We start from the raw sequence: 23,038 nt of genomic DNA on the forward strand, positions 1-23,038 counted from the left end.
GTCGATGAGGTTCACCCGGCGCCTCGTGCTTGCCGCGCTGTCGGTCACGCTACCGGCAGTTCCGGCAGCCTTAGCCCAGTCCGACCCGCTGCCCTCCTGGAACGATGGCTCCGCTAGGCGTGCGATCCTAGACTTCGTCGCCCGCGTCACGCGCGACGGACAAACCGGTTACTTACCGCCGGCGGAACGTATCGCGGTCTTCGACAATGATGGGACCCTGTGGGCAGAGCAGCCCGTCTACTTCCAGGTGGCCTTCGCCCTCGACCGGGTGAAGGCACTTGCGCCTCGGCACCCGGCGTGGCGGGAGACCCAGCCGTTCAAGGGTGTGATCGAGGGCGACCGGGAGGCGGTCTCTGCGGCCGGCGAGAAGGGCATGGTCCAGATCGTGGCAGCAGCCCATTCCGGCATGACCACGGCGGAGTTCAACGGCATCGTCGCGGACTGGCTCAAGACGGCCAGGCATCCGCGTTTCGATCGCCCCTACGACAGCCTCGTCTACCAGCCGATGCTGGAACTGCTCGGCTACCTGCGCACCAACGGCTTCAAGACCTTCATCGTCTCGGGCGGAGGCGTCGAATTCCTGCGGGTCTTCGCCGAGCGCGCCTACGGCATCCCACCAGAGCAGGTCGTCGGCTCGTCAGGTGTGACGCGTTTCGAGACGAGGCCCGACGGTACGCCGGTCCTCGTCAAGGAGGACAAGGTCGAGTTCATCGACGACGGCGCGGGGAAGCCGTCGGGCATCAACCGCTTCATCGGGCGCCGGCCGGTCCTCGCGTTCGGCAACTCCGATGGCGAGCGGCAGATGCTGGAGTGGACCGCGGCTGGGGATGGTCCCCGCTTCCTCGGCCTCGTCCACCACACCGATGCCGAGCGCGAATACGCCTACGACCGCCACTCCCATGTCGGACGCCTCGACAAGGCTCTCGACGAGGCGGACCGGCGAGGCTGGGCCGTGGTCGACATGAGGCGGGACTGGAATGCGATCTTCCCGCGCTTGCCTAGTGGCGAGCGATGAGGATGGCCGCTCGCAGTCCTGCCCCAGCCAAGCGCGCGCTCCTCTGCCTGGTAGCCGCCCTGGCCGTGGGTTCGGCCAGGGCGCAGACCCCGACGCCGCCGAACCCCTTCGACGGATGGGACAATGCCTACTACCAGATCATGGCCGACGAGCTCCGGCGGATCGGGCTGAACCGAACGGTCTACAGCTCGGACGGCCATGCCGTCGGGCGCATCTTGGACGTGCGCACCACGCCGGACGGCATGCACGAGGCCGCGATCGTCCGCGTGCGGCGCCTGATGGGAAGCGGGCAGATCGCCCTCCCATTCTACCGCCTGGCAAAGCGGAATGGACGCCTTGTCGCGAAGGACGACCGGGCTTCCGTCCTCTCCATGGACCGGCTGGACGTTCCCGGCGCGAGCGCACGCTGATGAACGCCCGAGCCTGCCTTGCCCTCCTTGCCCTCGCCGCCTCCATCGTGCCCATCGGGAGCGCTGCGGGGAAGGGCGCGGCCGACGCCGGTCGAATCCGGGCCGTCTACGACCTGCCGAAGAAGGCCGCCTATCGCGAGATCTACCGGGAGATGCGGGACCGCCGGGTCTTGGAGCGCGTCGGGGCCATCGTCGGTTTGGTCCGCCTGCCAACCCGGCTAACCTACCGGCTCAAGGAATGCGCCGGCGAGCTCAACGCCTGGTACGCGCCCGAAAATCAGAGCGTCACGGTCTGCTACGAGCTACTCGACAGCGTTGTGCGGGCCGCCCCCAAACCAAGTCGCCGGCCGGCGTCACGCGCCAGGAGGCGATCCGGGGTCCGGTCTTCCAGATCCTGCTGCACGAGAGCAGCCACGCCCTGTTCGACCTCCTCGACGTGCCCATCCTGGGGCGCGAGGAGGACGCGGCCGACCAGATCGCCTCGCTGATCCTGCTCCATCTCTCGCCTGCCGACGCCCGAACGGTGGTGGCCGGCGGCGGCTATTACTTCGCGACGGCTGCCAAGGACGAGCCGGTCGACAAGGGCGCCTTCGCCGACGTGCACGGCCTGTCTTGGCAGCGCTTCTACAACCTGGCCTGCATGGCCTACGGCTCGGACCGCCGGCGTTACCGCGCCATCGTGGCCAAGGACTACCTGCCGAAGGAGCGGGCGGAGGGCTGTGGCGAGGAGTACGACCAAGTCGCCTTCGCCTTCCGCAAGCTGATCGGCCCGCACCTGCGCGTGCGCCCCGCCGGCGGCGAGCGGCTGAGGCGCGCCTTCCGCTCCGCCTTCAAGTAATGCGGCCCCACGATGGCTTTCATCGACCTCTTCGCCTGGATCGTCCTCGTTGTTGCCGCCCTGACGCTCGTGGCGGCCTTCGTCGCGCTTGGGGCGATGCCCGGCCGCATCGCCCGCCGCCGCGGGCATCCCTGGGCACAAGCCGTCGCAGTCGGGAGCTGGGCCACCCTAATCTGCGGCTTTGTGTTCTGGCCGCTCATCCTGACCTGGGCCTACGTCGACGCTCCGGCCCGCCGGGAGACGAAGCCATGATCGTCTTCCTCTTCAACAGCTACCTCGCGCTCTTGGTGCTGTTCGTCTGGCTCCGGTTCATCCCCTTCAACCTGTTCTGGAAGCTCTCGCCGGCGCTCGTCCTCATCGTCCTCCTGATCGGACTGTTCATTCCGATGGGCTGGGGGGCGCCCTCGGGCCCGGCGGCAGTCATCCGCAACTCGGTGCAGATCGTGCCCTCCGTCGCCGGCGAGGTCATCGACGTGCCCGTCGCCGCCAACGCGCAGCTGAAAGCCGGCGACGTCCTCTTCCGCATCGATCCCGTGCCCTACAAGGCGCAGGTCGAGGCCATCGAGGCCCAGCTCAAGCTCGCGGAAACCCGGCTCGGCGAGATGTCCCAGCTGCAGGCCCGCGGAACCGGTCGGGCCTTCGACGTCGAGCAGCGCCAGGCCGAGGCCGACCAGCTGCGCGCTCAACTCGAAGGCGCGAAGTGGAACCTCGACAAGACGACCGTGCGGGCCCCGACCGCCGGCTACGTGACCAACCTCGCGCTACGCAAGGGGGCGCGGGTCACCGCCCAGACGCCCGTAATGGCCTTCATCGACAGCGCCGACACCCTTTTCGGCGCGGAGATCCCGCAAATCTACGCACGCTTCATCGAGCCCGGCCAGCCCGTCGAGGTCACGTTCAAGGCTTATCCTGGCACGATTCACACTGGACGTGTCCAAGCGGTGCTCCAAGCCATCGCGACGGGGCAGGCACAGCCCGGCGGTCTGGCAGTCGCGCCGCCCGAGGTCCTGTCTGCACCGTTCGTGGTCCGGTTCACGCTCGACGACCCGGAGGTGGCCCGCCGCCTCCCAGCAGGCAGCATTGGCACGGCCGCGATCTACACCGAGCGAGTCCAGGTGGCGCATGTCGTCCGCAAGGTGGTCCTGCGGCAGGCAGCCATCCTCAATTACGTCAACCCGTTCTGAGCAAGATTGGAGGGAGTGCGATGAAGAGGATGGTTGTCGGAATGCTCGCTCTGATCGCCGCCGCAACCCCGACGATCGCACAGGAGACTTCACCACCGAACCTCACGGCGCGTTCGATCCACCGACGCGCGGTCGAGGCAGTGATCTGGGGCATGCCGGCCGTGAACTTCGACCGCATGTTCCAGGCGATGCGGAAGGCAGGAGGGGAGGAGAACCAGATCGTCTACTGGTCCGGCATTCCCGACTGGAAGAACCAAACGCTGACCCCGAACCCCAGCACCGTCTACCTGATGCCCTTCATCGACACGAAGGGGACCGACCCGATGGTGCTCGAAATCCCACCGGCCAGCGGGGGCGAGATCACCGGGACGGTCATGGACGCTTGGCAGGCGGCCCTCGACGATGTCGGGCCGGCCGGCGTGGATAAGGGCAAGGGCGGCAAGTACCTCATCCTCCCGCCCGGTTATGCCGGAACCATCCCCGAGGGGTACATCCGGCTCGCATCCGACACGCGCATGGCCTACGCGCTGCTCCGCTCCAACGTCGGCAGCGGCAGCGAGGCGGACGTCGCGAAGGCGGTCGCCTACGCCAGGCAGGTCAAGCTCTACCCGCTTTCCCTGGCAAGCGATCCGCCGACGACGACCTTCGTCGACGCGGTCGGCACGGTGTACGACAGCACGATCCCTTACGACCTGCGCTTCTTCGAGGCGCTCGACCGCTTCGTTCAGCGGGAACCCTGGCTCGACCGCGACAAGGCGATGATCGACCAGCTCAAGTCGATCGGCATCGACCGGGGTAAGCCGTTCGAGCCCAGCCCCGAAACGAGGAAGATCCTGGAGCAGGCGGCCGGCGAGGCCCAGGCCTTGCTCGAACAAAGATACGAGGCGCTTTTCACGCCGCCTTTCTATGAGGGCAGGCAGTGGGCCCTGCCTGTGCCGCATGACCTCAGCGAAGGATTGTCTAACCTTTTCAGCAAGCCCGGCACCTATCCGGTCGACGACCGCGGCACGTTCTTCTCGTTCGCGTTCTCCAGCATTAAGCATCTCGGCTCAGGCCAGTTCTACCTCGTCACCATCCGGGACAAGGATGGCAAAGCCTTCGATGGCGGGAGCAGCTACAGGCTGACGGTCCCGGCCAAGGCACCCGTCTCGCTCTACTGGTCTGCGACGGTCTACGACCGGGATACGCACGGGCTCATCCGTGACCAGAAATGGTCGAGCCGCGGCTCAAACAGCCCAGGGCTCGAGACCAACGCCGACGGCTCGGTCGACATCCTGTTCGGGCCGGAGGCCCCCGCCGGCAAGGAAACGAACTGGGTACCGACCCGGTCCGGAGAACGATGGGAGGTCATCTTCCGCTTCTACGGCCCGCGGAAGCCCCTGTTCGAGAAGACGTGGAGTTTGCCGGACATCGAGCAAGTCGCGGAGCAGCGAGGTCAATGACGATGAGCAGCCTACGAGCTTATGCCTGCTTCGGTTTTCTGATGATGCCGGTGTTCGCGCTCGCGCAGGGCGCCGTGCCGGTCACGCCCGACAACTTCGTGCGCGCCGAGACGCACATGTACTTCAACAACAGGGTGCGCGGAGACGGCCTCGCGAAATTCCATCACATCCGAGAGCTAATGCCCATCGCTCACCAATCGGTCATCCGCGGTAACCGTGACACGCTGTATTCGACAGCGGTTTTCGATCTCGACGCCGGGCCGGTGACCATCGACCTGCCCGAGGTGGAGCAGCGCTTTATGTCGCTGCAGGTCATTACCGAGGATCACTACACGACGACCGAGTACGGTGCCGGACCGCATGTCGTCGACAAGGCCAAGGCAGGCACGCGTTACGCGCTCGTGGGCGTTCGAACCTTGGTCGATCCGAACGACCCCGGCGATCTGAAACGGGTTCACGCGCTCCAAGACGCGATCAAGGTCTCGCAGCCGGGGGGGCCCGGCAAGTTCGAGGCTCCGAACTGGGATCCGGCGAGCCAGAAGAAGGTGCGCGACGCCCTGCTCGTCCTCGCCAGCACGGTTACCGACACGCGACGCGCCTTCGGCTCGAAGGACGAGGTCGACCCGGTCCAGCACCTGATCGGCGCCGCCTCAGCCTGGGGGGCGAACGCGCCACGCGATGCCATCTACCTCAACGTGGTGCCGCCCAGGAACGATGGGACGACGAATTACGTGCTGGAGGCAGGCGCCGTGCCCGTCGACGGCTTCTGGTCGATCAGCCTCTACGACGCCGAAGGCTACTACCAAGCCAACCCGTACAACGCCTACTCTCTCAACAACCTGACCGCGAAGAAGGGCGAGGATGGGTTCGTCGACGTCCGGTTTGGAGGCTGCGACGGGAAGGTTCCGAACTGCCTGCCGATCATGCCGGGCTGGAACTACATGGTGCGCCTCTACCGACCACGAGCGGAGGTCCTAGGCGGTTCGTGGAGCTTTCCTGAGGCCCAGCCCGTGAACTGACGCGGGGTCCCGGTGCGGATCTGTACTGTATCGCGGCGGTTCGCGCTGGGTGCCGCAGGCCCGTTAATTGGGACACGATATCCTGATGATGTGGCTCCCGCTGTCAGGTCCGCTTTTCCCTCCCAATCTGACACCCGACCCAGCAAGGCGGAAGGTCCAGAAGGGTGCCTTTGAGGCCTCCACCTGAGCCTCGAAGAACGTCCGGTTACCCACAGTTTGACCCTCAAAGCGGACAGGCCGCTCTCGGCCGATTGTGTTGAAAAACTCCGTTTGCCCCCCTTTCGAGGACATCAACCTACAACACCTGGGTTCGTATCGAGCGACAAATACTAGCTATAGAGGACTTTGATCGCGCCGCGGAGTTTTTCAACACAATCGGCCAGGTTCGGTCGTTTCAGGTCAATCAGACTGTCGGTAGGCAGACTTCATGAACGCACCAGAAGGTCGGCAGCAGATCCTCGTCAGAGGGTAACAAGCGTCAGATTTGGACCACTACCTCTGGAATGGCGCACGGGCGAACTGGTTCTCCGACAGCAGTTGGGCGACCAACAAGCATTGGGGCGAGCTAAGCGCCTACGTCCGCCGCGGTGAGCGCTCCACCCTAGTGGTCATTTTCACGGAATTCGGCGAAGAGAGCGAGGACGACAAGCTCGGGTGCGTGGCGAAGGCGAGCTACGCCTTCAATGCCGCGCAAGTTGAGAGCGTGCCCGAGGTCGGGTAGTCCATGCCCGCCAGCGCATAGACCCTGCCCGAAGTGTTCGACGGCTTCGTCGAGCGCCCCGGTGTCGCCATCCCCTACGGGGGCGCGGCTGCCTTCTTCCAGTCGGCGCAGGACCGGATCGTGATGCCGCCCCGAGCAGCCTTCTGAACCGCACACGGCTACGCGAGCACCCTGGCGCACGTGCTGACCCACTAGAGCGGGCACCCGACCAGCCTGACCGAGGTCTCTCAAGCCGGTTCAAGCCTCGGGCCAACACCGCGGAGGAGCTCGTCACAGAGCTCGGGTTCGCCTTCCTGATGGCCAAAATGGGCTGGGCGGCCGAGCCACACCCGACTCACGCCTGCTACTTGCAGGCTTGGCTCCATATCCTCCGTGAGGACACTAAAAGTTTGAGTAACCGCATGATCGACGCCCGCTTCTCGTCGGAGGCGGTGTCAAAAGGCGCTGCTGCGCTCTAGCCCGAGATCGCCGAGACGCCAATCAGCCTAGCCGCTAGCCGCGACGGCGTAAGTAGTTCTCTCTGGTTCGGCGAACCTGTTCCCCGTGAACAACCACGGAACAATTCGCGATTTGGTCGAGGAGCTGGCGAGCCGTTCCTCAATGATTAGAAGGCCTTGGGCCAGGGGAACTAAGTTGACATGGTAGGGGTCACAGGTTCGATCCCTGTCGCGCCCACCATTCGAGCCGTCGATGTCACAGAGCGATCTCTGCGGCGGCCCAATTTTCCAGACCCATCAGATCGGCGAGTGCGGCATGGATGATCCTCAGGATCTGCCGCCCCGGCTCTCGATCGTCAGCTTCTGAACGCCTCCGCGCGCCAAGACCGGCTTCTTCGCGCTGATGATGCGCGAGTTGACGCCCGTCCAGCCGATCTCGCCCGACAGGCGGCCGTACTCGATCTTGGGGCAGCGGTTCATGACGACCGTGATCCCGCGCGACTCGGCCAGCGAGGCCGCGGCATCGTTGCGCACGCCGAGTTGCATCCAGATCACGCGCGGAGGTTCCGGCAGCGCCAGAGCTTCGTCGACCAGCGGCCCCGCCGCCGCCGAATTGCGGAAGATCTCGACCATGTCGACCCGGCGTCCGAGCGCGCTGAGCGAGGCCGCGACCGGACGCCCGAGGAGTTCCTGTCCGGCAAGGCCCGGATTGACCGGCACGACGTCGTAGCCCCGGTCGAGCAGGTACTTGAGCACGATCCAGCTGGGGCGTGCCGGATTGGCCGAGGCGCCGACGAGAGCGATCGAACGCGTCTCGCGAAGGAGCCGGCGGATCAGCGCGTCGGGGTATCTGTCGTGACGGGTCGGCAGGCCGTCGGGACGCGCGTCGTGAGTCGGGATCATGGCGGGACTTGTCCGCCATCCGCGCGCGTGCTGCAAGGCAGCCGGAGAACGGGCACCCGAGGGGGCGATGTCAGACACGCGCGACGAACGGGGCCGCGCGCCTCGCATGAGCCTGGCCGACGTCCTGGCCTTCCTCGAGAGCGAGTTCCCGCAGATGCATCACGGGGGACGCACCTTCCACCTCGAGGCGGTGGGGCCGCTCTCCGCCCGCATGCGAATGGACCATCACGAACGGCACCTGCGCCCCGGCGGAACCATCTCGGGCCCGTCCATGATGGCGCTCGCCGATCTCGCGCTCTACGCGGCGATCCTGGCGCAGATCGGTCCGGTCGGCCTCGCCGTGACCACGAACCTGAGCTTCAACTTCCTGCGCAGGCCCGGCACCACCGGCCTGGTGGCGGAGGCGCGGCTCCTGAAGCTCGGGCGGCGGCTCGCCGTCGGCGAGGTGCTCATCACGCCGCCCGCGTCCGACGATCTCGTCTGCCACGCCACCGGAACCTACTCGATCCCGCCGGGCTCCGCGGTATCATAATACCATATCGGGGAAACGTCTCCAAAATATCAGGTTTTTCGCCTTCCGGCGCACGGAACGTGTCTTGACCTGGCGCGGCTCGCCCCGTATGGAAGCCGCCGTACGCCGCTGCGTTCCACCGAACGCGGCGGCTCTCGTTTTCGAGACACCCCACGTCACACCCCAAGTCACGGGTTCGGCCATGAAAACAACTTCGCTGAAGCCCGCCGACGTCGACAAGAAGTGGGTCGTGATCGATGCGGAGGGCTTGGTCGTCGGCCGGCTCGCCTCCATCGTCGCGATGCGCCTGCGCGGCAAGCACAAGGCCGCCTACACGCCCCACGTCGATTGCGGCGACAACGTCATCGTCATCAACGCCGAGAAGGTGAAGTTCACCGGGCGGAAGTACAACCAGAAGGTTTACTACCACCACACCGGCTATCCGGGCGGCATCAAGGAGCGCTCGGCCAAGTTCATCCTTGAGGGCCGCTTCCCCGAGCGCGTCGTCGAGAAGGCCGTGGAGCGCATGCTCCCGCGCGGTCCGCTGTTCCGCCAGATCATGGGTAACCTGCGGGTCTACAAGGGCACAGAGCACCCGCACGATGCCCAGCAGCCGCAGGCGCTCGACGTCGGCGCCCTCAACCGCAAGAACGTGAGCGCTTGATCATGGCGACCCTTCAGTCCCTCGCCGACCTCAACCGGGCGAACACCGCCTCGGATGCCCAGGGTGACGCTCCGGTCCACGTCCAGAAGCTGGACGCCCAGGGCCGCGCCTACGCCACAGGCAAGCGCAAGGACGCGGTCGCCCGCGTCTGGATCAAGCCGGGTTCCGGCAAGATCGTCATCAACAGCCGCCCGGTCGACACCTATTTCGCCCGGCCGGTGCTGCGCATGATCCTGCGCCAACCCCTCCAGGTGGCCAACCGCGTCGACCAGTACGACATCACCGTCACGGTGGCGGGTGGCGGCCTCTCGGGCCAGGCGGGCGCCGTGCGCCACGGCCTCTCGAAGGCTCTGACCTACTACGAGCCGGAGCTGCGCTCGCCGCTGAAGCGGGAGGGCTTCCTCACCCGCGATTCCCGCGTCGTGGAGCGCAAGAAGTACGGCCGCAAGAAGGCTCGCCGCAGCTTCCAGTTCTCGAAGCGCTGAGGTCTCGACCTCTCAGGTCAAGCGAACAGGGCGGATCCGCGAGGGTCCGCCCTCTCTGTTTGTGGCCTCCGTCACACCCTGCCCCGGCACCGACGCGATCTGGCTCATGCGTGGAGCGCGCGCTCCAGCTCGCCCTTCGACATCTTCGAGCGGCCGGGGATGTTCTTCGCCCGCGCCTTCCTCATCAGTTCGGCCTTCGTCGCGCTCGATCCATCAGCGCCACCCTTGCGGGCGGCGGCCGCTTTCCGGGCCACGTCCTTCGGCTGCTTCGAAAACTGCTTGCCCTTCGCGGTATCCGACCGCTTCTTGTCCGAGGAGCGCTTGTACTCGGCATCGGACACCGCCTTGCGGGCCCTCTTCGGCAGGTAGCGCTCGCCGGTGGCGGCACTCGTCTCGCCGGACTTCGTCCCCCATTCCTCGTCCGTCCACTGCTTCAGATGGTTGTCGTCGCTCTTCTTGCCGGCGTAGCCGCCGCCCTCCTTCTTGTATTCCGCGGTCGCCATCTGTGCCTTGCGGGCGGACCATTGCCCGGGCCTGCCACCCTTCGCGGATTGGGTGACACGCGTCTTGACCTTGTCCCAAAGCTTCGGATCGGTCTTCTCGGCAGTTCCCGACATCGTCTGACCTCCGTACGTGCACGATTGGGCGGTCAACCGGAGGCAGGCGGAGCGGTTCCGATCGATCACCCGCGGCATCGGGACAGTCTGTGGACGAGGCCGGATCCTCAAAGCGCCGTCAGGTTCGTCCGGCATCATTGACTCGCGCGCCGCCGCCCTCCACCTCGCGGTGCACCAGCGGCGCGCACGGAGGCGACAGGCGATGGCGGACCGGACGAGCTGGGACATACCCAGGGTATTCATCGACGGCGAGGCCGGCACGACCGGCCTCGGCATCCGCGAGCGGCTGGAGCGCGACGGGCGCGTGGAACTGCGCAGCCTCCCGTACGAGAGCCGGAAGGACGTCGGCGCCAAGCGCGCGCTTCTGAGCGAGGTAGACCTCGTAGTGCTCTGCCTGCCCGACGAGGCGGCCCGCGAGACTGTGGCGCTCGCCGACGGCTTGGCAGGCGGAGGTCCGCGGATCCTCGACGCGAGCACCGCGCACCGGGTCAGCCCGGGTTGGGTCTACGGTTTCGCCGAACTGGCGCGGGAACAGGCCGATGCGATCCGTGCGAGCCGCCGGGTCGCCAATCCCGGCTGCTACCCGACCGGCGCCATCGCACTGCTTCGCCCGCTCGTCTCCGGGAGCCTGATCCCGGCCGACTTTCCCGTCAGCATCAACGCGGTGAGCGGCTACAGCGGCGGCGGCAAGAGCATGATCGAGTCCTATGAGAGCGGCTCATCCCCACCCTTCCAGCTCTACGGGCTCGGCTTCGCGCACAAGCATGTGCCGGAGACGCAAACCTACAGCGGTCTCACCCGCCGCCCGATCTTCATCCCCTCGGTGGCCAATTTCCGCCAGGGCATGCTGGTGAGCATCCCGCTCCACCTGCACGACCTCCCCGGCGCGCCAGGCGCGGGCGACCTCGAAGCGGCGCTTCGCGACTGGTATGCCGGTCAGGAGCTCGTCACGGTGGTCGAAGGCGCGACCACGGGCGCGCATCGCGAGCGGCTGGAGGCGGAAGACCTCAACGACACCGACCACCTGGAATTGCGCGTGTTCGGCTCGGACGAGCACGGGCAGGCCGTCCTCGTCGCCCGCCTCGACAACCTGGGCAAGGGCGCGTCCGGCGCGGCCGTGCAGAATATCGGCCTGATGCTCGGGCTCGACTGAGCCCGGCAGCAATCCCGTCGCTCGCGAACGGCGACCTCCGGACGAACATCCGGCTCGATCCGGTTGCCGCCGCGAGTGCTCATGCGTTCGCGCGCGCCGCGACAGGCCGCCGCGCCAGAGCAAATCTCGCGAATCAATACGAAGACCCGCGCGGGCAGGATGCGCGCGATGGCACGGTCAGGACGCTCCCGCGCACCGACGCGTCGCTTGCTCGGACAAGTCGACTGCGCAGATGCCGTTAGAAAAGGCATGCCGGTCAGTCTGTCGAACCGATCCGCGCGCTGCCTCGATGCAGATGGCGAGCTTCGCGCTGTCGTGTTCCGACGCGAAGAATCGATCGTGGGCCCGGGCTGGCTCTGAACAGTTTTTGCGCAATCCTGATAAGACCTTGCCCAGCGTTGTCGTGGGCAGAAATCGCGCAGATTCAATGGCCCAATGCGCGGGAAAAGCCGCAGGAAGACCCGACCCGCGCGGTCTTAGACCGCACCCCTCCTGCAAAACGGACGAACCATCCACATTTATCGACCTTTTGGTGACGTTATCGCGGCCAAAACATCTTGCCGATTTCCGTTGCTGAGCTTACGGTTCAGAATATCATCAACGCACCGTAATACGGCACAACGATCATGAACGAAACTGACACCGATAAGGGCCACCTCATCACCCTCGCGGCAGACATCGTCTCAGCCTACGTCAGCAACAATCATGTACAGAGCGCTGAGCTGCCGAAACTTCTCAGCGACGTACACGAGGCGATCCGCACGGTGTCCGGAAACGGCAGCGTGAGTGCTGATGCCAGCCCTCAGAAGGCCACGCCCCAGGAAATCCGCCGCTCGATCACGCCGGAATATCTGGTGAGCTTCGAGGACGGGAAGCAGTACAAGACCCTGCGGCGGCACCTGACCTTGCGCGGGCTGACGCCGGAACAATACCGCGCCAAGTGGGGTCTCGCGCCCGATTATCCGATGACCTCGCAGAGCTACTCGGAGCAGCGCTCCGAGCTGGCCCGCGCCCTCGGCCTCGGCCAGCAACGCCGCAAGAACGTGGCAAAGGCGGCCCCTGAGGAGGTCGTCCAGGCTGATGCCCCGAGGAGGCCGCCGATGAGGCCGAGAAGAAGCGGCGCCCCGCTCGTCGAAAGAAGGATGCTTGACGGCATCCTACCGCCGCGGCTCTCGGCTGGGGGCGATCGAGAACGACTCGCCCCGCCCTCCCGCCTCTGATAGAGGATCCCCGGCCGAGGCCCCGTAGCTCAGCTGGATAGAGCAGCCGCCTTCTAAGCGGCAGGTCGTAGGTTCGAGCCCTACCGGGGTCGCCATGAATTAGCCCGCTCGGTCAATGGCTTAGCGGGCTTTTTCCTGTGTAAAGCCGCCGCGAAGGGGCTGACAACACGACGCAGCACAATCCCTGATTTTACAACGAGTTACGATCGAGGGCCGGCAGCTCCATGCAACACAGGCGCAACACATTCTGGCGCCAAGGTTCGCGAGCTTGGCGGCACAACGAAGCCGTTAATGGCGTAGGCAAAGCGCTCAGCCCGAGGGCTCTATGGCCCCAGCCTTGCAGGCCGAGATGCTGAAGGAGCGCATAGAGGGCATCGAGCAATCTGTCAGCAGCATCAGTTAGGGTGGCGATCCCTCGGCTGAGGCTGAGAACATGCGCGACAACCTGATCGACGTGCTCGGACTTCTAGAGCGAAATCCCGGCCTCGATGCCGCGGCCGATGACCTGCACGGCAGCGTTCGTGCCCTGATAGCTGCCGACGCGGACGAACCCGGGTTGGCAACTCGGCGTGTCAGGTTGCTCCAAGAGGCACACTCACGGTTTCGCGCTCGGCTCGAGGCTGCAATCGCTCCGAGCAACTGAAGGGGGAAATCAGAGAAGTGACTGCAACCCTGTGGCTGCGTGCGCTTCTGCTTCGCGCCACATCGTGGAGATGAGGCGCACCCGCGGTTCTGCGGGTCATGCCGCAGCGTGATCCGGAGGAGGTCCGGTCGATACCTGAAGCGCCACAGCGAGGTGGGCCGCGAGCGCCGCGTTGTTCTTCACGAGGGCGATGTTGGTGGAGAGGCTGCGGCCGCCTGTCAGTGCGAGGATGCGGGAGAGCAGGAAGGGCGTCACCGCCTTGCCGGTGATCCCGGCCGCAGTAGCCTGCGCTAGGACGGCCTCGATCAGCCCGGCGATCTCCGCCGCGGGGATCTCGTCGGCCGGCGGCATTGGGTTCGCCACGAGGAGCCCGCCGCCCAAGCTCAGCGCCTCCTTGGTCCTCACCAACTCGGCGACATCTTCCGGCGTGTCGCGCCGAAGCGGCGACGGCAGCCCGCTGTCGCGGCTCCAGAAGGCGGGGAAGCGATCGGTGCCGTAGCTCACGACAGGGACACCGCGCGTCTCCAGGTACTCCAGGGTGCGGGGTAGATCGAGGATCGCCTTGGCGCCGGCGCAGACGACCACCACGGGCGTGCGGGCGAGCTCGTCGAGGTCTGCCGAGATATCGAGCGTCGCCTCGACGCCGCGGTGGACGCCCCCGATGCCGCCCGTGGCGAACACGCGGATGCCAGCCAGTTGCGCGCAGATCATGGTCGCCGCGACCGTCGTGGACCCGTGACGCCTGCTCGCGACGGCGTAGGGCAGATCGGCCCGGCTCAGCTTCAGGATGTCCGTCGCCGTGCCGAGCCAGTCCAGGAGGTCGTCGGGCAGGCCGACGCGGATGCGGCCGTCGATAACCGCGATGGTGGCGGGCACCGCCCCGTTGTCGCGCACCACGGCTTCGACGTCGCGCGCCGTCTCGACGTTCTGCGGATAGGGCATGCCGTGCGTGATGATCGTGGATTCGAGCGCCACGACGGGTGCGCGGGTGTCGAGGGCCGCGCGCACATCCGGGGCGAGGTCGATGAGCGGGTGAGACATGGCGGTGGCTCCGCAGAGACAGCCGGGATGAGATAGCTTCTCCCGAGCTAACGTCCGCAGGTCTGTGATAGACCTGCAACCTCCACTGGGCAGCAGTCGTGATCTACACAGGGCCCCACATCATCCTCGATGCGGTGACCTATCGCACGCTCGGCCGTGGCGAAGCCGGGCGGATCGTGACGATCCGCGAGGTCGTCTATCAGGGCGTCATGGAGCGGCACTCGGACGGCTTCACCGTCCTGTCTGTTCTCAAGCCCGGTGCTGCTCGAACCTTCAGCATCGAAGTTGGCGCGGTGCTGTCGGTGTCAGCGCATGGGCGAGTTTGGAACCCCGAGACGCAGGAGCGCCGCTGGCGCCTGCGCGCGGAGGAACTGCGTGCCTTTGTGGAGGAGCGCGAGGTCGCGGCCTGGGCGCAGCCCTACTTCGATCCGGCCAGCGACAAGCATCACCTCAAGCAGCCAGCGAGCCCGGCGGAACGACGCTCCTCCAACCCTGCGGAGCGCGCCGCCTCAAGCTACAGGCGCGGAGGAGCCCGACGCTTGGACGAGGCACCCGCCGCCGATCCGCGGCGAGGGACCGAGAACGCGAAGCCCGGCCTCTTCGGGAGGCTGTGGCGGGGCTTGCTGAGGAAGCCCTGAAGCTATGTTGTTCGCGTACTCTCGTCAGCTGCATGAGGTTCCCCCACTCTGTGCTGCGAGTGAAAGTTGGTCCGCGGTCGGCAAGCAGACCTTCTGCTTTGCGCCGATTGTGTTGAAAAACTCCGTTTGCCCCCCTTTCGAGGACATCAACCTACAACACCTGGGTTCGTATCGAGCGACAAATACTAGCTATAGAGGACTTTGATCGCGCCGCGGAGTTTTTCAACACAATCCGCCGATTTCGGTCGCTCACGATGCTCCTACTGCTTCCTGGAAGCAGACATACCTGCGCCTGCCGGCCTCGCTGTAGGGATGGCCAGGGACGCTGGACGGCCGCATGATTGTAGCCGCCCGGCCCTATCCTCTTGAATTCATCAAATCACGCGGATCGAGAGGACTATGACCAGCAGCGCACCATTCTCGATAACGGTACGGACATGCCGACGAGCTGCTTCTCCCACCGTGAGACAACTCAGCTCGGACGCCGACGTTGTCTATGGACGGTGTCGCGTCCCGGCACGCTCCGCGCCGTCTACGGGTGACGCTGGAAACTTCCAGGCGCGGCAGGCGACCCTGTGTGACGAACGATCGAATCCAGCTCTACATGGGCGGGGGCACAGGCTGGCGGCGAGAGAGCCATCCCGAGCACGACACCGGACGCGTACAGGCTCCCGATCCAGAGCCTGGGATCGCGACTGATGCCGAGTGCACCACGTACATCGACCAGGACCGTGGCCATGACGAGATTGTTGAACTGAGCGTTGAGGGCTGCCACGAGCAGGCGGAAGAGGGGCTTGATGGCCATGATGGAAAGTCCCGGGATATGTCTGCGCCCAAGGTAAGGCCACTAGACTGGTGCACTTCAGTAACTTACCGAATATTCCGAAGTAAAAAATTGGGATCTACAATCATCGAGCTTCGCTTGCGGGTCGCCTTAGACCCCGTTTCATAACGCTCGTGCGAGCCGTCTGACGAGGATCATGGAGGCGGCCAAGACGAAGAAGGCGAGCGCCGAGGATGGCGTGGCCTCGTGATCGCGGACCAGCCTTCGGCAGCGGCTGATCCAACCGAAGGTGCGTTCGATGACCCAGCGTCGGGGCTGGACGGCGAAGCCTTTCTGTCCCTCCTCGGGCAGGACGATCTCGACGGTGATGGTGGTCGCCGTGCCGACGCGCTCGCCTCTGTAAGCGCGGTCAGCAAAGCAATGCGTCAGGAATGGCCAGAGACGGCGTGAGGCGCGCAACACTGCGACGCCACCATGACTGTCGTGCAGGTCGGCAGGCGAGACGGCGGCGATCAGCAGACGGCCATCCGTATCGGTGAGCGCGTGACGCTTGCGCCCGATGACACGCTTGGCTGGATCGTAGCCGCGCGGACCTTCGACACCGCCGCCGCCCGAGCGCGTCGCTTGAGCATCCAGGATAGCACCGCTGGGGCTTGCTTCGCATCCAGTTCGCTCGCGGTCTGCCATCGTCAGGGCGTGGGCGAGGCGCTCGAACACACCCGCCTGTGACAGGCGCAAGAACCAGCGATGCACGCTCGACCAGGGCGGGAAATCGTGCGGCAGGTGCCGCCACGCGCTGCCCGTCCTGAGCACGTAAAGGATGCCGTCGAGCACCACGCGCATCGGCCAGCGGCGCGGACGGCCCGTCGTGGCGGGGGCCGGTAGCAGAGGGGCAACGACCGCCCATTCGGCGTCGCTGAGGCTGGTTGCGTAAGGCAGGCTCTCGCGCGCAAGCTCTGCGCGGGCGGCGGGCGTCCACATCGGCGATCCGGAGTAGCGTCAGACACTTCTCCAACGCTCGCGATGCTCGTCGCTCACCCCACCCCGCAGGCCCCTCACGCCGTTATGAAACGGGGTCTTAGCTCGACTTTGGCCATTTGCGGCGTGTTGTGTGGGCTGAGGTGACGAAGCGGGCGTGACGCGTAGGCTGGCGCTGTTTCCTGCAAGAGACACCGCCATGCCCTCCCTGCCTGCCCGCTTCGCCGGGATCATCCTGGCGTTTGCGCCGCTGTTCGTCCATCGCTCCTGGCGCCATGCCCAGCTTCTGCTGATTGGCGCGATCCTTGTCCCGGGTCGGCGCACCGTGACGAACGTGCTGCGCATCACCGGCCACACACGCGACCGGCACTTCGTCAACGTCCATCGCGTGCTCAACCGCGCCGCCTGGTGTCCCCGGACCGGCAGTCGCATCCTGCTCGAGATGCTGATCTCAGCCTTCGCGCCGCGCGGTCCGGTCATCCTGGCGCTCGACGACACGATCGAGCGCCGCCGTGGCAAGCGCATCGCGGCCAAAGGCATCTACCGCGACCCGGTCCGCTCCTCGGGTGCTCACTTCGTCAAAGCGAGCGGGCTGCGCTGGATGAGCCTGATGCTGCTCGCCCCCGTCTCCTGGGCGGAGCGCGTCTGGGCCCTGCCGGTCCTCACCGCGCTGGTGCCGTCCGAGCGCGCCTGCCGCGTGAAGCGATGCCGGTACAAGCCGCTGCTCGACGTCGGACCCCAACTCGCCCTTCAGGCCCGTCGCTGGCTGCCGGGCCGCGACCTCGTGCTGGTCGGCGACAGCGGCTTCTCGGCTCTGCTGTTCCTCGACGCGATGCGCCGCGGCGGCATCACGGCGATCACCCGCCTGCGGCTCGACGCGGCGCTCTACGAGCCTGCCCCGCCACGGCCGCCGGGCACGATTGGACGTCCGCGCACCAAAGGCGCCAGGCTGCCAAATCTGTCCGACGTGCTCACGACCCCGCGCACCAGGTGGCATACGATCGTCGTGCCCGGCTGGTACGGTGCAGGCGAGCGCACCATCGAGATCGCCTCTGCGACTGCAGTCTGGCGGCACGGCGGCCTACCCGTCGTGCCGCTCCGGTGGGTGCTGGTGCGCGATCCCGAGAACCGCTTTGCACCTCAGGCCCTTCTCTGCACCGACCTCGACCGCGAGCCGGTGCAGATTGTGTCCTGGTTCGTGCGCCGCTGGAATGTCGAGGTCACCTTCCAGGAGGCTCGCGCTCACCTCGGCGTGGAAACCCAGCGACAGTGGTCGGACAAGGCGATTGCCCGCACCACACCCTGCCTACTCGCGCTGTTCTCGATCGTCACGCTGCTCTCCAGCCGTCTGCCGATCCGCAAACGTACCCAGGTCACGACAACGGCATGGTACGCCAAACCAAAGCCGACCTTCGTCGACGCTCTCACGGCGGTGCGCCACGCGCTCTGGCGTGAACAGACTTCTGTGATGTCCCGCCGCCAACGCCACAGACCGAAACCGCGCTTCGTCCTGCCCTGCCCCTGGGCCTACGCCCTCTGCCAAGCCGCATGATCGGCCAAAGTCGAGCTTAGAGGGTGTCGGTTGTGACACCGTATTCGAAACCGACGATCGAAAAGGGATCGGTGTTGGACGCTGCCGAGAGGCAGCGTCCTCGATGCTCAATTACTCCGTGCGACGACGCGGCCCGAGATGCGGGTGGTGCTGCTCAACGGCAGCTCGTCGATGTACCCAAGGAGGGCTCGGGCGCTATCGGCGAGCACCAGCCACGCGCCAGCCATCAGCAGCACGTCCTTCAGCACGAGCCGGCCGGCACCTGACAGGTAGGGGAAGCCGTGCTGCGCATCGCCCAGCGCCGGCACCCAGGCCTCCGGCGTCGTCACCAAGAACGACAGGGTCACGAACGGCGTGGCGAACGCGAGTGCGGCGCCCACGATCCCCCAGCGGCGCGAGAACAGTCCGACAAGGGTCAGCAGACCGATGCCGATCTCGACGACACCGAGGCCGTCCGAGAACGCGTAGGTGTTGTTGTCGGTCTGCCACGCGCGCTCGGCGGGCTTCAGTTCGCCTTCGCGTGTCATGTGTCGGGCGTATTGGTCGGGATGCCTGTAGAACATCGACAGTACAGGATTGTGGGCGACGAAGGGCGTGATGCTGTCGGCCTCGTAGGGAGCGAACTTCACGCCGCCGATCCAAAGGAAGACGATCGCGATGGCAATGCGCACCGCGTGAAGGCCGATGCGACTGGAGAGCGGTCCCGAGACAAGCCCGAGGGCCTGACGGATGTACGTGTTCATGACCTGAATCCCTAGTTCGTCAGTTCGTGGCAGGCGGAACTGAGTTCCGCCGAAGCCGGAGGTGCCGTCTCGTGAAGCGGTTCAGCACCACGGGCAGGAGCGCCACTGCCCGGGACGGAGCTCGGTCGAGCTGGACGAAGCACCGAACGGATCGAGCCGTGTCGGAGCAGCGGACCTCGCGTTACGCAGGCTGACGTATGTGCTTGCCGAACCGGCCGTCATGGTGCCGGATGTGCTCGAGCGCCCGCTCAGGATCCCACCGGGACCTTGTGCAGGGACGCTCAACTCGCTGCCCACACGTTGATCGTGCGGCTACCGTCCGCGAGAGCGGCCCCCGGGTTCCGGCAAGCAGGGCGAGGGCGAGGATGAGGTTGCACTTCATGGTCTGAATCTCCATCGATAGTACGGCGGTGCGAAAGCAGTTCGCCGATGGATGGATATTCAAGGATCAGACTGTTACTTTCATTCAGACGCGCGGTTGCAACGGACATACATGCCAGTCGCAAGACCATACAAAGGGATGGGATTGTGGCTTGACGTGATCCGGACCGCGCTCCGATGTCTTCCAGATTTCGTGCTGAGCCCTCGGCCGACGTGAAATCCATGCAGATCAGACACAGTCCTCAGGCGGAAGCCTGCGCTAGGCGGGAGCAGTGAGCCTCATCTCCGCAGCGGGGAGAAGGCGGACCTTACGAGCCGTGCAGCTAGGGTCGGCAAACGAGGAGACGTCGGATGCGGAGCAGCGCCACACCTGATCCGGTAGCCCTGCGACGGGATTCGCGTGCGGAGACGTGGTCCAGTCGCAGTGGCGGCGCTCCGGGAGATCGGCAGGGTCGAAGCGGAACCGCATCGGGCTGGCTCGCCGTGGGGCTCGCGCTCGCGATCTTCCTGATCGACGCGTTGACCCCGCTCGAAGGGGCTGTCGCCGTCCTCTACGTCGTCGTGATGCTGATCGCCGCCCGCGCCTTCCGGAGCCGAGGCGTGATAGCGATGGCCACCGTCTGCATCACGCTGACGGTGGCCGCCTATCTCCCGGCGCATGGTCTGCTGAATACGGACGCGGCTCTGGTGCGGGCGCTCGTGAGCCTCGCGGCGATCGCGATCGGCACGGCATTAGCGCTTCGCAACCAGGCTGCCGCGGAGCGGCTTGCCGAGCAGGCGAGTCTCCTCGATCTCACGCACGATTCGATCTTCGTGCGCGACCGTGGCGACATCGTCAGATTCTGGAATCGTGGCGCGGAGGAGCTCTACGGCTTCCGCGCTGACGAGGCCCTCGGCCGCAACGTGCATGAACTCCTGCGCACCGTCTTCCCGATGCCCCGGGAGGCGATCCGGGGGGAGCTGAGGCGGACGGGGCGCTGGGAGGGCGAGCTCGTGCAGACGGTGCGGTCCGGACGGACCGCGATCGTCGAGAGCCGCTGGGCGCTGCAGCGGGACGCGCGCGGCGAGCCTGTCTCGGTCTTGGAGACGAACACGGACATAACCGAGCGCCGCCGCGCGCACGAAGCCCTCGTCGAGAGCGAGCGCCGCTACCGCACCATCTTCGACACGACCCGCGTCTCCATCCTCCAGCAGGACTGGACGCCCGTGAAGGCGGCTCTCGACGACCTCGCCGGGACGGCCGACGTCGAGACGTACCTAGCGGAGCATCCCGACTTCGTGCGGCGGATGAGACAATCCGTGCGCATCGTCGACCTCAACGCCGTGACCCTGCGGCTGCTCGGAGCCGACTCGAAGACACAAGCCCTGTGTCACCTCGACGACATCCTCCCGGAGGATGAGCCGACCTTCCCACGCGCGCTCCTGGCGATTGCAAGAGGCGAGACCTTCTACGAGGGCGAGAGTCAGATCCGAACGCGCTCGGGCGAGCTCGTGCCGATCCTGTTCGGCATCACCTTCCCGCCCGACGTCGGCGGGTACGGCTGCGTACTGGTCTTCGCCGTCGACATCAGCGAGCGCAAGGAGGCGCAGGCCACGCTCCTCGCTCTTCAGGCCGAGCTGGCTCATGCCCTACGCGTCTCGACGCTCGGCGAACTCACGGCATCGATCGCCCACGAGGTCAACCAGCCGCTAGCCGCCATCGTCACCAACGGCGAGGCGGCCCTGCGCTGGCTTCGCCGCCCGGTGCCCGACCTTGAGGAGGCGCAGGCGGCGCTGATGCGTGTGGTCTCCAACGGCACTCGGGCCGGCGACATCGTCTCCCGCATCCGCAGCTTCCTGAACAAGGCCCCGACGCTCCGGGAACGTATCGATCTCGTCGACATGATCGACGAGGCGCTGCTCCTGATCGAGCAGGAGATGATGCGCCACGGCGTCGTGCCCCGGCGCGAGATCAAACCGGACCTCCCCGAGATTCTGGGCGACCGCGTCCAGCTTCAGCAGGTCGTGATCAATCTGATGGTCAACGGTATCCAGGCCATGGCCGGCGTATCGGAGCGCCCCCGCGTTCTCACCATTCAAGCGAGTTGCGACGGGAAGGAGGTCGGGATCGCCGTGATCGACAGCGGCACGGGCATCGCGCCGGAGATTGCCGATTCGATCTTCAAGCCGTTCGTCACGACAAAGGGCAACGGGATGGGGATGGGGCTTGCCATCTGCCGCACCACGATTGAGGCGCATGGCGGTCGCCTCTGGATCGGAGAAGCTTCTGGCCCCGGCGCCGCCTTCCACCTCACCGTCCCGGTCACCCATGAGAGCATAGCATGATCCGCAGCACAGGGAGCCAACCGCGAGACACGTCCTCGCTGCGACCCACGGTCTTCGTCGTCGATGACGACGGCGAGCTCCGCGAGGCGCTGTCGGGCCTGTTCCGCTCCGTCGATCTGACGGTCGCGACCTTTCCGTCGATCTCGGAGTTCCTGCAGAGCTCACGCCCGGACGGGCCCGGCTGCCTCGTCGTGGACGTGCGCCTGCCCGGGCTCAGCGGCCTCGACTTCCAGGGCCAGATGGCGGGGCTCGGCATCCGCCTGCCGATCATCCTGATGACCGGCCACGGCGACATCCCGATGTCGGTGCGCGCCATGAAGGCCGGCGCCGTCGACTTCCTGGCGAAGCCCTTCCGCGACCAGGACATGCTCGACGCGGTCGCGGTCGCCCTGGAGCGCGACGCCCGCCGCCGCGACGCTGAGCTCGCCCACGAGGCGCTCGCCGCGCTCTACGAGACCTTGACCCAGCGCGAGCGCGAGGTGCTGGCGCAGGTGACGGCCGGGCTGATGAACAAGCAGGTGGCGGGCAATCTCGGCCTCAGCGAGATCACCGTGAAGATCCACCGCGGCAACGTGATGCGCAAGATGAGCGCGCGCTCGCTCGCCGACCTCGTCCGCATGGCCGAGGCGCTCGGCATAGCCAAGACTGACCGGACGTAGCTGGACCTGTCGAAGAACCGAGCCGACTCGTGGTTCGGACTTGAGCATGCCAACGAAGGTCCGGGGCAAACCTGAGTATGATTTCGGGTGTGGGACGAACGGCCCATATCCGGTTCGGGGTTCCTCCACCCGGCCAAATCGGCCGGGTAGAACCCGAGGTCCAACCTCATGTCCAAGACATCGGTGATCGCGATCGTGGATGACGACGAGGGAGTGCGCGTCGCGACGGGTAGCTTCGTGCGCTCGCTCGGCTACGCGGCCCGGACCTACGCCTCGGCAAGCGAGTTCCTGCAGGCCTGCGCCGAGCAGGAGCCGGCCTGCCTCATCACCGATGTGCAGATGCCGGAGTTGGACGGCGTCGAGCTTCAGCAGGCCCTGATCGCGGCGGCGCACCGCATTCCGATCATCTTCGTCACGGCCTTCCCGACCGAGACCGTCCGCCAGAGCGTCCTGGCGGCCGGCGCCAGTGGCTTCCTCCGCAAGCCCTGCGATTGCGATGCGATCGTCCGCTGCCTGCAGGAGGCAGTGGGCAGTCCGGCGGAATGACCGTCTTCTCGGACATCCCAACTTCAGGGTGAGGCAGCGGCACGCGAAAAGCGTATCCGCAGAGCGATGCCGGATCGGACATTCGGGAGACTTGGCCGAGGTCGAGCGGGTGGCGGTTCCGCTGCGTGC

Annotated in this window: 23 protein-coding genes, 1 tRNA gene and 2 pseudogenes; 20 read left to right on the forward strand and 6 right to left on the reverse strand. The window is 66.2% G+C overall.

The window, feature by feature from the left end:
- Positions 1 to 4: 4 nt before the first annotated feature.
- From DK389_RS19445 to DK389_RS35695, 9 genes and pseudogenes are all read left to right on the forward strand, one after another.
- Positions 5 to 1,015, forward strand: coding sequence for an HAD family hydrolase (locus tag DK389_RS19445; protein WP_109891987.1), 1,011 nt, complete (start codon positions 5 to 7; stop codon positions 1,013 to 1,015).
- A gap of 2 nt (positions 1,016 to 1,017) precedes the next feature.
- The gene (locus DK389_RS19450) at positions 1,018 to 1,425 is read left to right on the forward strand and encodes a PRC-barrel domain containing protein (protein ID WP_109891989.1); all 408 of its coding nucleotides are present in this window, start codon (positions 1,018 to 1,020) and stop codon (positions 1,423 to 1,425) included.
- 152 nt (positions 1,426 to 1,577) lie between these two features.
- Positions 1,578 to 2,263, forward strand: a pseudogene (locus DK389_RS19455) (DUF4344 domain-containing metallopeptidase).
- A gap of 12 nt (positions 2,264 to 2,275) precedes the next feature.
- Complete coding sequence (locus DK389_RS19460) at positions 2,276 to 2,515, forward strand: DUF3302 domain-containing protein (protein WP_109891991.1); 240 nt, start codon at positions 2,276 to 2,278, stop codon at positions 2,513 to 2,515.
- Positions 2,512 to 3,447, forward strand: a complete 936-nt coding sequence (locus DK389_RS19465) for an HlyD family secretion protein (protein ID WP_109891993.1) — start codon at positions 2,512 to 2,514, stop codon at positions 3,445 to 3,447. The genes DK389_RS19460 and DK389_RS19465 overlap by 4 nt, the downstream gene beginning before the upstream one ends.
- A 176-nt stretch (positions 3,448 to 3,623) precedes the next feature.
- Entirely contained in the window at positions 3,624 to 4,889 is a 1,266-nt protein-coding gene (locus DK389_RS19470) for a DUF1254 domain-containing protein (protein WP_335645482.1), read from the forward strand.
- A gap of 2 nt (positions 4,890 to 4,891) precedes the next feature.
- Positions 4,892 to 5,908, forward strand: coding sequence for a DUF1254 domain-containing protein (locus tag DK389_RS19475; RefSeq protein ID WP_109896608.1), 1,017 nt, complete (start codon positions 4,892 to 4,894; stop codon positions 5,906 to 5,908).
- A gap of 484 nt (positions 5,909 to 6,392) precedes the next feature.
- Complete coding sequence (locus tag DK389_RS19480) at positions 6,393 to 6,629, forward strand: ArdC-like ssDNA-binding domain-containing protein (protein WP_109891997.1); 237 nt, start codon at positions 6,393 to 6,395, stop codon at positions 6,627 to 6,629.
- A 143-nt stretch (positions 6,630 to 6,772) separates the two neighbouring features.
- On the forward strand, positions 6,773 to 7,087 hold the full coding sequence (locus DK389_RS35695; protein ID WP_418292068.1) for a zincin-like metallopeptidase domain-containing protein: 315 nt from the start codon (positions 6,773 to 6,775) through the stop codon (positions 7,085 to 7,087).
- A 306-nt stretch (positions 7,088 to 7,393) separates the two neighbouring features.
- Here the strand turns inward: DK389_RS35695 and DK389_RS19485 are convergent, their stop codons facing one another.
- Positions 7,394 to 7,969, reverse strand: coding sequence for a CoA-binding protein (locus DK389_RS19485; protein WP_109891999.1), 576 nt, complete (start codon positions 7,967 to 7,969; stop codon positions 7,394 to 7,396).
- 106 nt (positions 7,970 to 8,075) lie between these two features.
- On the opposite strand from DK389_RS19485, the gene DK389_RS19490 reads away from it, so the two are divergent.
- The 3 genes from DK389_RS19490 (at position 8,076) to rpsI (ending at position 9,629) form a co-directional block, all read left to right on the forward strand.
- The gene (locus tag DK389_RS19490; RefSeq protein ID WP_109896610.1) at positions 8,076 to 8,501 is read left to right on the forward strand and encodes a PaaI family thioesterase; all 426 of its coding nucleotides are present in this window, start codon (positions 8,076 to 8,078) and stop codon (positions 8,499 to 8,501) included.
- Positions 8,502 to 8,682: 181 nt separating this feature from the next.
- Positions 8,683 to 9,144: a 50S ribosomal protein L13 gene (gene rplM, locus DK389_RS19495; protein WP_109896612.1), complete on the forward strand. Its 462-nt coding sequence runs from the start codon at positions 8,683 to 8,685 to the stop codon at positions 9,142 to 9,144.
- Between the two features lie 2 nt (positions 9,145 to 9,146).
- A complete protein-coding gene (rpsI, locus tag DK389_RS19500; RefSeq protein ID WP_109892001.1) occupies positions 9,147 to 9,629 on the forward strand; it encodes a 30S ribosomal protein S9 in 483 nt (160 codons plus the stop codon).
- 104 nt (positions 9,630 to 9,733) lie between these two features.
- On the opposite strand, the gene DK389_RS19505 is transcribed toward rpsI, so the two are convergent.
- Positions 9,734 to 10,246 carry a DUF5872 domain-containing protein gene (locus tag DK389_RS19505; protein ID WP_109896614.1) on the reverse strand — a complete coding sequence of 171 codons (513 nt, stop codon included), beginning with the start codon at positions 10,244 to 10,246 and terminating at the stop codon, positions 9,734 to 9,736.
- Positions 10,247 to 10,448: 202 nt separating this feature from the next.
- Here DK389_RS19505 and argC point away from each other — a divergent pair, with 202 nt between their 5' ends.
- From argC to DK389_RS19520, 3 genes and pseudogenes are all read left to right on the forward strand, one after another.
- Positions 10,449 to 11,399, forward strand: a complete 951-nt coding sequence (gene argC, locus DK389_RS19510; protein ID WP_109892003.1) for an N-acetyl-gamma-glutamyl-phosphate reductase — start codon at positions 10,449 to 10,451, stop codon at positions 11,397 to 11,399.
- A gap of 626 nt (positions 11,400 to 12,025) precedes the next feature.
- A pseudogene (locus DK389_RS19515) lies at positions 12,026 to 12,549 on the forward strand (Ros/MucR family transcriptional regulator).
- Positions 12,550 to 12,637: 88 nt separating this feature from the next.
- A tRNA-Arg gene (locus DK389_RS19520) sits at positions 12,638 to 12,714 on the forward strand.
- A gap of 644 nt (positions 12,715 to 13,358) precedes the next feature.
- Here DK389_RS19520 and DK389_RS19530 read toward each other — a convergent pair.
- The gene (locus DK389_RS19530; protein ID WP_109892005.1) at positions 13,359 to 14,303 is read right to left on the reverse strand and encodes a pseudouridine-5'-phosphate glycosidase; all 945 of its coding nucleotides are present in this window, start codon (positions 14,301 to 14,303) and stop codon (positions 13,359 to 13,361) included.
- A 98-nt stretch (positions 14,304 to 14,401) separates the two neighbouring features.
- On the opposite strand from DK389_RS19530, the gene DK389_RS19535 reads away from it, so the two are divergent.
- Positions 14,402 to 14,941: a hypothetical protein gene (locus tag DK389_RS19535; RefSeq protein WP_109892007.1), complete on the forward strand. Its 540-nt coding sequence runs from the start codon at positions 14,402 to 14,404 to the stop codon at positions 14,939 to 14,941.
- A 532-nt stretch (positions 14,942 to 15,473) separates the two neighbouring features.
- Here the strand turns inward: DK389_RS19535 and DK389_RS19540 are convergent.
- Together DK389_RS19540 and DK389_RS19545 are read right to left on the reverse strand one after the other, a co-directional pair.
- Positions 15,474 to 15,746, reverse strand: a complete 273-nt coding sequence (locus tag DK389_RS19540) for a hypothetical protein (protein ID WP_194075093.1) — start codon at positions 15,744 to 15,746, stop codon at positions 15,474 to 15,476.
- Between the two features lie 141 nt (positions 15,747 to 15,887).
- Positions 15,888 to 16,706 carry an IS5 family transposase gene (locus DK389_RS19545; RefSeq protein ID WP_109892009.1) on the reverse strand — a complete coding sequence of 273 codons (819 nt, stop codon included), beginning with the start codon at positions 16,704 to 16,706 and terminating at the stop codon, positions 15,888 to 15,890.
- A 196-nt stretch (positions 16,707 to 16,902) separates the two neighbouring features.
- Between DK389_RS19545 and DK389_RS19550 the strand changes: the two genes are divergently transcribed.
- The gene (locus DK389_RS19550; RefSeq protein ID WP_109892011.1) at positions 16,903 to 18,255 is read left to right on the forward strand and encodes an IS701 family transposase; all 1,353 of its coding nucleotides are present in this window, start codon (positions 16,903 to 16,905) and stop codon (positions 18,253 to 18,255) included.
- Positions 18,256 to 18,362: 107 nt separating this feature from the next.
- Here DK389_RS19550 and rclC read toward each other — a convergent pair whose 3' ends face one another.
- Complete coding sequence (rclC, locus tag DK389_RS19555; RefSeq protein WP_109892013.1) at positions 18,363 to 18,998, reverse strand: reactive chlorine resistance membrane protein RclC; 636 nt, start codon at positions 18,996 to 18,998, stop codon at positions 18,363 to 18,365.
- 864 nt (positions 18,999 to 19,862) lie between these two features.
- Here rclC and DK389_RS19560 point away from each other — a divergent pair.
- From DK389_RS19560 to DK389_RS19570, 3 genes are all read left to right on the forward strand, one after another.
- Complete coding sequence (locus DK389_RS19560; RefSeq protein WP_236960185.1) at positions 19,863 to 21,704, forward strand: PAS domain-containing sensor histidine kinase; 1,842 nt, start codon at positions 19,863 to 19,865, stop codon at positions 21,702 to 21,704.
- A complete protein-coding gene (locus tag DK389_RS19565; protein ID WP_109892017.1) occupies positions 21,701 to 22,363 on the forward strand; it encodes a response regulator transcription factor in 663 nt (220 codons plus the stop codon). The genes DK389_RS19560 and DK389_RS19565 overlap by 4 nt, the downstream gene beginning before the upstream one ends.
- A 168-nt stretch (positions 22,364 to 22,531) precedes the next feature.
- Complete coding sequence (locus tag DK389_RS19570; RefSeq protein ID WP_109892019.1) at positions 22,532 to 22,909, forward strand: response regulator transcription factor; 378 nt, start codon at positions 22,532 to 22,534, stop codon at positions 22,907 to 22,909.
- The last annotated feature ends 129 nt before the right edge of the window (positions 22,910 to 23,038 follow it).

Origin of the sequence: Methylobacterium durans (genome assembly GCF_003173715.1) — a bacterium.
Taxonomy (GTDB): domain Bacteria; phylum Pseudomonadota; class Alphaproteobacteria; order Rhizobiales; family Beijerinckiaceae; genus Methylobacterium; species Methylobacterium durans.

What these genes read in the sequence shown, in the direction of transcription:
- DK389_RS19445 (WP_109891987.1), top strand. Translation starts at nt 5, where the DNA reads ATGAGGTTCACCCGGCGCCTCGTGCTTGCCGCGCTGTCGGTCACGCTA.
- DK389_RS19450 (WP_109891989.1), top strand. Translation starts at nt 1,018, where the DNA reads ATGGCCGCTCGCAGTCCTGCCCCAGCCAAGCGCGCGCTCCTCTGCCTG.
- DK389_RS19460 (WP_109891991.1), top strand. Translation starts at nt 2,276, where the DNA reads ATGGCTTTCATCGACCTCTTCGCCTGGATCGTCCTCGTTGTTGCCGCC.
- DK389_RS19465 (WP_109891993.1), top strand. Translation starts at nt 2,512, where the DNA reads ATGATCGTCTTCCTCTTCAACAGCTACCTCGCGCTCTTGGTGCTGTTC.
- DK389_RS19470 (WP_335645482.1), top strand. Translation starts at nt 3,624, where the DNA reads ATGTTCCAGGCGATGCGGAAGGCAGGAGGGGAGGAGAACCAGATCGTC.
- DK389_RS19475 (WP_109896608.1), top strand. Translation starts at nt 4,892, where the DNA reads ATGAGCAGCCTACGAGCTTATGCCTGCTTCGGTTTTCTGATGATGCCG.
- DK389_RS19485 (WP_109891999.1), bottom strand. Translation starts at nt 7,969, where the DNA reads ATGATCCCGACTCACGACGCGCGTCCCGACGGCCTGCCGACCCGTCAC.
- DK389_RS19490 (WP_109896610.1), top strand. Translation starts at nt 8,076, where the DNA reads ATGAGCCTGGCCGACGTCCTGGCCTTCCTCGAGAGCGAGTTCCCGCAG.
- rplM (WP_109896612.1), top strand. Translation starts at nt 8,683, where the DNA reads ATGAAAACAACTTCGCTGAAGCCCGCCGACGTCGACAAGAAGTGGGTC.
- rpsI (WP_109892001.1), top strand. Translation starts at nt 9,147, where the DNA reads ATGGCGACCCTTCAGTCCCTCGCCGACCTCAACCGGGCGAACACCGCC.
- DK389_RS19505 (WP_109896614.1), bottom strand. Translation starts at nt 10,246, where the DNA reads ATGTCGGGAACTGCCGAGAAGACCGATCCGAAGCTTTGGGACAAGGTC.
- argC (WP_109892003.1), top strand. Translation starts at nt 10,449, where the DNA reads ATGGCGGACCGGACGAGCTGGGACATACCCAGGGTATTCATCGACGGC.
- DK389_RS19530 (WP_109892005.1), bottom strand. Translation starts at nt 14,303, where the DNA reads ATGTCTCACCCGCTCATCGACCTCGCCCCGGATGTGCGCGCGGCCCTC.
- DK389_RS19540 (WP_194075093.1), bottom strand. Translation starts at nt 15,746, where the DNA reads ATGGCCATCAAGCCCCTCTTCCGCCTGCTCGTGGCAGCCCTCAACGCT.
- DK389_RS19545 (WP_109892009.1), bottom strand. Translation starts at nt 16,706, where the DNA reads ATGTGGACGCCCGCCGCCCGCGCAGAGCTTGCGCGCGAGAGCCTGCCT.
- DK389_RS19550 (WP_109892011.1), top strand. Translation starts at nt 16,903, where the DNA reads ATGCCCTCCCTGCCTGCCCGCTTCGCCGGGATCATCCTGGCGTTTGCG.
- rclC (WP_109892013.1), bottom strand. Translation starts at nt 18,998, where the DNA reads ATGAACACGTACATCCGTCAGGCCCTCGGGCTTGTCTCGGGACCGCTC.
- DK389_RS19565 (WP_109892017.1), top strand. Translation starts at nt 21,701, where the DNA reads ATGATCCGCAGCACAGGGAGCCAACCGCGAGACACGTCCTCGCTGCGA.
- DK389_RS19570 (WP_109892019.1), top strand. Translation starts at nt 22,532, where the DNA reads ATGTCCAAGACATCGGTGATCGCGATCGTGGATGACGACGAGGGAGTG.